The following is a 6,862-nucleotide window of genomic DNA, read 5'->3' as shown; positions in this document are numbered from 1 at the left end:
TGGTTATGGCAAGAGGGGTACACCCGGTCCCTTTCCGAACCCGGTAGTTAAGGCTCTTAGCGCTGATGGTACTGCACCCGGTAGGTGTGTGGGAGAGTAGGTCGCCGCCGAGATTCATTTTTTGATGTGGTGGGGGTCCCCGGTCGGGGATCCCCACCCTTTTTTTGTGCCCGTGGGATGTGCGGGGCTTGGCGGGGTCCGTGGTTGTGGGTGGTGGGGGTCCCGGTTGGGGCCCCCTTTTTTTCGTGCCCAGGACCCTTCCCGACCCTCCGGGGCGGCGCACCCACAGGCCCGTGCTGCTCCGTGCCCGCACTCGGCCGTCAGGTTCCCGCACACCGGTGGCGATGCACCGGTGTCCGGTTCCGTAGACTGGTGGCGAGCAGCGACGCGGTCGGCCTGAGCCGTGGGATCCCCCGTGGTCCCGGTGGCCGGACCGCGTCGAGAGAACGTGAGCAGAAGGAGCACAGCGTGGCTGAAGACCGTCCGCACGAAGGGCATCGGTCGGGGGACCGGAGGCGCGATCGCCCCAGCGGTGCCTCCGATCGAGGGCGGGGCCGCTCCGGTTCCCCGCGCTGGGGCCGCGACGAGAGCCGCTCCGACGGTCGTCGCGGCTCCGCCGGTGCAGGCCGTGGCTCCTTTGATCGTCGCCGCGGGTCCGGTCGGTTCGAGGACCGGGGGGATCGCCCCCGGCAGGATCGCCGGGATGAGCGCTTCGGCCAGGACCGTCGTCGCGATGACGGTCCGCGTCAGGATCGCGATCGTCAGGACCGTCCCCGTCAGGACCGGGATCGCCGCGGGCCTGCGTCCCGGCTCGGCGGCGAGTTCCGCGGGGGGGGATCCCGCCCGCAGTCCTGGCAGGACCGGCGGGGCGAGGACGCCGAGCGCAACCCGCGGGGCCAGTTCGACCGGCGTCGGGAGCAGCGTCGGGAGGATGTGCGCAGCGGCTACCGGCCCTCGCGCGGACCCGCCCCGGAGATCGACGAGGAGGTCACCGGCAAGGAGCTGGACAAGTCCGTGCAGCGGGAGCTGCGGGTGCTCGAGCCGGACAACGCGGAGGTGGTCTCCCGGCACCTGGTGATGACCAGCCTGTACCTGGACGTGGACCCGGACTTCGCCCTCGAGCACGCCCAGGCCGCCGTCGCCCGGGCCGGACGGGTTGCCGCGGTGCGCGAGGCCGCCGGCGTCGCCGCCTATGCCGCGGAGGACTGGGAGACCGCCCTGCGCGAGCTGCGCACCCACCGGCGCATGACCGGATCCCACGAGCACCTGCCGCTGATCGTCGACGCGCAGCGGGCCCTGGGCCGCACCGCGAAGGCCCTGGAGGAGGCCCGGGACGAGGAGGCCCTGGAGGGTCTGAGCGCCGAGCAGAAGGCCGAGCTGGCCATGGTGGTCTCCGGGATCCACCAGGACGCGGGAGACCTCGAGGCCGCCCGGCGCGCCCTGGAGATCCCCGAGCTGAACCCCCGCCGCGCCTTCTCCTACAGCCCGCGCCTGTACTCCGCCTACGCGGACGTGCTCGAGGCGCTGGGCCGGGAGGCGGAGGCCGCCCGGTGGTCCCGGCTGGCCGCCGTCGCCGAAGCCGCCCTGGGGCAGGGACAGTTCGCGGAACCGGAGATCTACGACATCGACGTGCTGCCGGATGAGCAGCCCGAGGACGAGGAGGGAATCGAGATGGCCGAACAGGAGCCCACCCCCGAGGAGATGGAGGAGGCCGCCGCCCAGCGCCGCCGCGCCGAGGCCGAGACCGACGATGACGAGCGCCTCGCGGCCGTCGCCGAGGACCGCACCGGCTTCGGCGGCGCGCTCGAGGACGTCGAACCGGACGTGGAGCGCACCGGCGAGGAGGAGCTGCGCACCGAGCTGGGCGACGTCGTGGAGAAGACCGACCTGGAGGATGAGGATCCCGGGGACCCCGAGGCCACCGACGAGACCGAGATCGAAGGCGACGTGGTCACCGAGGACGTCGCCGATGACGACGCCGCCACGACCGGCGGGATGCCGCCGGAGCTGCGGGAGGTCGAGGAGGACATCGCCCGGGACAACGCGGGGGACGCCGGGCGCGCATGAGCCACCTGCTCGCATCCTTCGACGCGATCCTCTCCGACCTGGACGGGGTGGTCTACGCAGGCCCCGATCCCATCCCGGGGGCCGTGCCCGCGCTGAACCGCGCCCAGCGGGAAGGTGTCGCGGTGGCGTACGTGACCAACAACGCCTCGCGCTCCGTGGGCACCGTGGCCGAGCACCTGAACGTCCTGGGTCTGCACACCGACGCCGAGCACGTGGTCAGCTCCGCGCAGGCCGCCGCCCGGCTGGCGGCCGACCGGCTCGGCGCGGGCGCGCCCGTGCAGATCTGCGGGGCCGAGGCTCTGGCCGACTGCGCCCGGGACGCCGGACTGCGCGTCGTCGCGCCGGGGGAGGAGCCCCGGGCCGTGCTGCAGGGCTTCGAGCCGACGCTGCGCTGGCAGGACCTGGCCGAGGCCGCCTACACCCTGGCCGACGAGCAGGTGCTGTGGATCGCCTCCAACACGGATCTGACCATCCCCAAGGAGCGGGGCATCGCCCCCGGCAACGGCACCCTCGTGCGGGCCGTGGCCACCGCCACCCGGCGGGAGCCCCTCGTGGCGGGCAAACCCGGCGCGGCGATCTTCCACACCATCGTCGAGCGGCTGGACGTGCGTCGGCCGCTGGTGGTCGGGGACCGACTGGACACGGACATCCTCGGGGCGCACCGGGCGGACCTGCCCAGCGCCGCCGTCATGACCGGGGTGCAGACCTGGGAGGACGTGCTGCGCGCCCCGGCGGACCAGCGACCGGACCACCTGCTGGCCGACCTGGGCGAGCTGTTCGAGGACTACGCCGCCCCGCGGGTGAACGCGGACGGCGGTGAGGCCCGCGCCGAGCTGCACGGGATCACCGCCCAGGCCGACGCCGCCGGCGTCACCGTGCGCGGGGATGGCCCGGAGGTCCTGCTCTGGCGGGTCGCCTGCGCCGCCTGGTGGGCCGTGCATCCCCGGGCCGAGGAGCCGACGGAGCCCGAGCTGCGATGGCGGTGAGTCCGGAGCCGACGGGGGACCCGCGGGCCGAGGAGGCGTCGCGGGTGGTGCAGGAGGCGGCGCGGCGGCTGGCCGAACACGGCTCCGCCGAGGAGCTGGAGGCCCTGCTGCAGCGCTTCGACGCCGTCCCGGTGGCCGAGCACGCCGCCCTGTACGACCAGCTGCATCGGGCCCTGCGGACCCGCCTGGACGCCGAGCCCAGCCCCGCGCCGGCGGCACCGGGAGAGGCCCGCGTCGACCCGGAGACGCGCGGATGAGGCTGGACCGGCATCTGGTGCACGCGGGTCTGGCCCCCTCGCGCACCGCGGCCGCCCGGCTGATCCGGGAGGGGCGGGTCCTGGTCCACCACCGGGAGGTTCGCAAGCCCGCCCTCGACGTCGCCGCGGAGGTGCCCGTGCGCATCCTGCCGGGCCCGGGGGCGGACTGGGTCTCGCGGGCCGGACACAAGCTCGACGGCGCGCTGCGGGCCTTCCCCGACGTCGTCGTGGCCGGGCGGCGCTGCCTGGACGCCGGGGCCTCCACCGGCGGGTTCACCCAGGTGCTGCTGCACCGCGGGGCCGCCCGGGTGGTCGCGGTCGACGTCGGCCACGACCAGCTGCACCCCAGCCTGCGCGCCGATCCCCGGGTGCAGGTGCACGAGGGGCTGAACGTGCGCCACCTGGACCCGGAGGCGATCGGCGGGCCCGTGCAGCTGACCGTGGGGGATCTCTCCTTCATCTCCCTGACCCTCGTCCTGCCCGCGCTGCGCGCCGCGACCGCCCCCGGCGGGGAGCTGGTGCTCATGGTCAAGCCGCAGTTCGAGGTCGGCCGCTCCGGGCTGGACAAGCATGGCGTGGTCCGCGACGAGGCGACCCGGCAGGCCGGCATCCGCGCCGTCCTCGAGGCCGCCGCCGACCTCGGCCTGCAGATCCGGGCCGCGGCGGATTCCGCCCTGCCCGGCCAGGACGGCAACCGCGAGCACTTCCTGCACCTGCACCGCCCGACGGGAGACCTCGGATCTGTCAGTCCCCTCGCCTAGGCTGGGATCCGGTGCGCCGCGCACCCCGACCCCGCCCGACGCCGCCCGCGATCCTCCCCGAAGGAGCAAGGCCCCATGACCCGCAAGATCCTCCTGTTCGCCCACACGGGGCGACCCGAAGCCACGGCGGCCGCGACCCAAGCCTGCGACCGGCTGCTGGCGGCCGGGCTGACGCCCGTCATGGGTCGCGGGGACCTCGAGACGATCTTCGGCGCCCCGCACTGCCCCGGGATCGAGGTCATCCACGAGTCCGTGGCCCTGAACGACGTCGAGCTCGGGGTGGTGCTGGGCGGGGACGGGTCCATCCTGCGCGCGGCGGAGATGATGCGCCACACCGACATCCCGCTGATCGGGGTGAACTTGGGCCACGTGGGCTTCCTGGCCGAATCCGAGCGCACGGACCTGGATGAGACCGTGGACCACATCGTCAACCGCACCTACACGGTCGAGGAGCGGATGGCCATCGACGTGCAGGTGTGGAGCGAACGGCGGGTGCTGCACCACGACTGGGCCCTGAACGAGGCCTCGGTGGAGAAGGGCAACCGGGAGAAGATGGTCGAGGTGGTCATCGAGGTGGACGGGCGCCCGCTGAGCAGCTTCGGCTGCGACGGCGTCGTGATGGCCACCCCCACCGGGTCCACGGCCTACGCCTTCTCCGGGGGCGGGCCGGTGGTGTGGCCCGAGGTCGCGGCGATGCTGCTGGTGCCGTTGAGCGCCCACGCCCTGTTCTCCCGGCCCCTGGTGGCCGCGCCCGCCTCGACCATGGCCGTGGAGCTGCTGCCGACCAACGGGCACTACGGCGTGCTGTGGTGCGACGGGCGCCGCAGCGCGGACCTGCCGCCCGGCGCGCGCATCGAGGTGCGCCGCTCCGGCAAGCCGGTGCGCCTGGCCCGCATCCACCCCGCCCCGTTCTCGGAGCGGCTGGTGAAGAAGTTCCAGCTGCCCACCCGCGGGTGGCGCGGCCCCGTCGTGGAGGGCGAGCCCGCCCCCGCCCCCGAGCCTGGGAAGGAGAACCGCAGCGCATGATCGAGGAGATCAACATCCGTGACCTCGGGGTCATCACCGGGGCCACCCTGCCCTTGGGCCCCGGGCTGACCGTGCTCACCGGGGAGACCGGAGCCGGCAAGACCATGGTCGTCACCGCCCTGGGCATGCTGCTCGGCGCCCGCTCCGATGCCGGCGCGGTGCGCGCCGGGGCCCGCTCCGCCCTGGCCCAGGCCGTGGTGCGCCTGCCCGAGGGCCACCCGGCCGTGGAGATGGCCGAGGAGGCCGGCGGCGAGGCCGTGCGGGTCGAGGACGGCACCGAGCTGCCCCAGGAGCTGATCCTCTCCCGCACGGTCAGCGCCTCGGGGCGCTCCCGGGCCACCGTCGGCGGGGCGGCCGCGCCCATCGGGACCCTGGCCGCCCTGGGGCAGACCCTCGTGGCCGTGCACGGGCAGACCGATCAGCTGCGGCTGAAGTCCGCCGCGGCCCAGCGTCGGGCCGTGGACGCCTACGCCGGGGAGGAGCTCGCGGACCTGCTGGACCGGTACCGCGCGCACTACGCCGAGTACCGGGAGGCCGCCCAGGAGCTGCGCGAGGTCCGGGAGAACTCCCGGGCCCGGGCCTTCGAGGCCCAGTCCCTGGCCGCGGCGCTGAAGGAGATCGACGACGTGCGCCCGCACGTGGGGGAGGAGGAGTCCCTGGACGCGGAATCCGCGCGGCTGACCAACGTCGAGCAGCTGCGCACCGCCGCGCGCACGGCCCAGTCCGCGCTGGTCGGTGGTGCGGACCTGGAGGCGAGCACGGTCTCGGTCCTGCTGGATCACGCCCACCGCGCCCTGCTGCAGGAGGCCGAGGAGGACGAGGCCCTGGCCGGGCTGGCCGGGCGGGTCCGGGAGCTGATGATCCAGGCCGCGGACATCGGGGAGGAGCTCTCCGGCTACCTCTCCGATCTGGAGACCGAGGGCCCCGGGCGCCTGGCGCAGGTGGAATCCCGCCGGGCCGCCCTGAAGAAGCTGACCCGCAAGTACGGCGCGGACATCACCGAGGTGCTGGACTGGGCCGCGGCCAGCCGCAACCGCCTGCAGGCCCTGGAGGACGACCCCTCGCGGGCCGAAGCCCTGGAGGAGCAGCTGCGCGGACTGCGCGGTCGCCTGCAGGAGGAGGCCGACCGGCTGCGGGCACTGCGCGAGGAATCGGGCCGCCGGCTCAGCGCCGCCGTCTCCGAGGAGCTCTCCGCCCTGGCGATGCCCAACGCCCGTCTGGTCGTTCAGGTGGAGGAGACCGAGAAGTTCGGGCCCGAGGGCAAGGACGCGGTGAGCCTCATGCTCGCCCCGCACCGCGACGCCGTCCCGCGCCCGCTGGGCAAGGGCGCCTCCGGCGGCGAGCTGTCCCGGGTGATGCTCGCCCTGGAGGTGGTGCTGGCCGAGGTGGACCCGGTGCCGACCTTCATCTTCGACGAGGTCGACGCCGGGGTGGGCGGGAAGGCCGCCGTGGAGATCGGCCGGCGCCTGGCGATGCTGGCCCGGCGCGTGCAGGTCCTGGTGGTCACCCACCTGCCGCAGGTCGCCGCCCACGCGGACCGGCACGTGCTGGTCCTGAAGTCCGAGGACGCCACGGTCTCCGAGGTGCGGGTGCTGGATCCGGGCGAGCGCGTCGTCGAGCTGGCGCGGATGCTGGCCGGGCACGAGGACTCCGCCGCGGCCCGCCAGCACGCCGCGGAGCTGCTGGCCGACGCCGGCCAGGCGGCCCCGCAGCCCGCCGCCGAGCACCCCGGCGCATGAGATCTGCGCCACCTTCGCCCCTGACC

6 protein-coding genes and 1 rRNA gene are annotated in these 6,862 nt (G+C 74.6%); all 7 read left to right on the top strand.

Annotation, left to right across the window (positions count from 1 at the left end):
* A 5S ribosomal RNA gene (gene rrf, locus NQ707_RS08170) occupies positions 1–113 on the top strand; the annotation flags it as partial.
* Positions 114–933: 820 nt separating this feature from the next.
* Positions 934–2,067 carry a hypothetical protein gene (locus NQ707_RS08165; RefSeq protein ID WP_404435385.1) on the top strand — a complete coding sequence of 378 codons (1,134 nt, stop codon included), beginning with the start codon at positions 934–936 and terminating at the stop codon, positions 2,065–2,067.
* The gene (locus NQ707_RS08160; RefSeq protein ID WP_404435383.1) at positions 2,064–3,053 is read left to right on the top strand and encodes an HAD-IIA family hydrolase; all 990 of its coding nucleotides are present in this window, start codon (positions 2,064–2,066) and stop codon (positions 3,051–3,053) included. Before NQ707_RS08165 ends, NQ707_RS08160 begins: the two co-directional genes overlap by 4 nt.
* Positions 3,050–3,310: a hypothetical protein gene (locus NQ707_RS08155; RefSeq protein ID WP_151196692.1), complete on the top strand. Its 261-nt coding sequence runs from the start codon at positions 3,050–3,052 to the stop codon at positions 3,308–3,310. Before NQ707_RS08160 ends, NQ707_RS08155 begins: the two co-directional genes overlap by 4 nt.
* Entirely contained in the window at positions 3,307–4,071 is a 765-nt protein-coding gene (locus NQ707_RS08150) for a TlyA family RNA methyltransferase (RefSeq protein ID WP_100464727.1), read from the top strand. Before NQ707_RS08155 ends, NQ707_RS08150 begins: the two co-directional genes overlap by 4 nt.
* A 75-nt stretch (positions 4,072–4,146) precedes the next feature.
* Positions 4,147–5,097: an NAD kinase gene (locus NQ707_RS08145; protein WP_055684702.1), complete on the top strand. Its 951-nt coding sequence runs from the start codon at positions 4,147–4,149 to the stop codon at positions 5,095–5,097.
* Complete coding sequence (gene recN, locus NQ707_RS08140) at positions 5,094–6,836, top strand: DNA repair protein RecN (protein ID WP_404435380.1); 1,743 nt, start codon at positions 5,094–5,096, stop codon at positions 6,834–6,836. Before NQ707_RS08145 ends, recN begins: the two co-directional genes overlap by 4 nt.
* The last annotated feature ends 26 nt before the right edge of the window (positions 6,837–6,862 follow it).

The organism is Rothia sp. BD8 (assembly GCF_044878465.1).
Taxonomy (GTDB): Bacteria; Actinomycetota; Actinomycetes; order Actinomycetales; family Micrococcaceae; genus Rothia; species Rothia kristinae.
The sequence above is the reverse complement of the archived record's forward strand: the minus strand, read 5'-3'. Positions and strand labels throughout refer to the sequence as shown.

Excerpts from the sequence above, each read along its gene's own strand:
- NQ707_RS08145 (WP_055684702.1), top strand. The coding sequence starts at position 4,147 with ATGACCCGCAAGATCCTCCTGTTCGCCCACACGGGGCGACCCGAAGCC.
- recN (WP_404435380.1), top strand. The coding sequence starts at position 5,094 with ATGATCGAGGAGATCAACATCCGTGACCTCGGGGTCATCACCGGGGCC.
- NQ707_RS08150 (WP_100464727.1), top strand. The coding sequence starts at position 3,307 with ATGAGGCTGGACCGGCATCTGGTGCACGCGGGTCTGGCCCCCTCGCGC.
- NQ707_RS08160 (WP_404435383.1), top strand. The coding sequence starts at position 2,064 with ATGAGCCACCTGCTCGCATCCTTCGACGCGATCCTCTCCGACCTGGAC.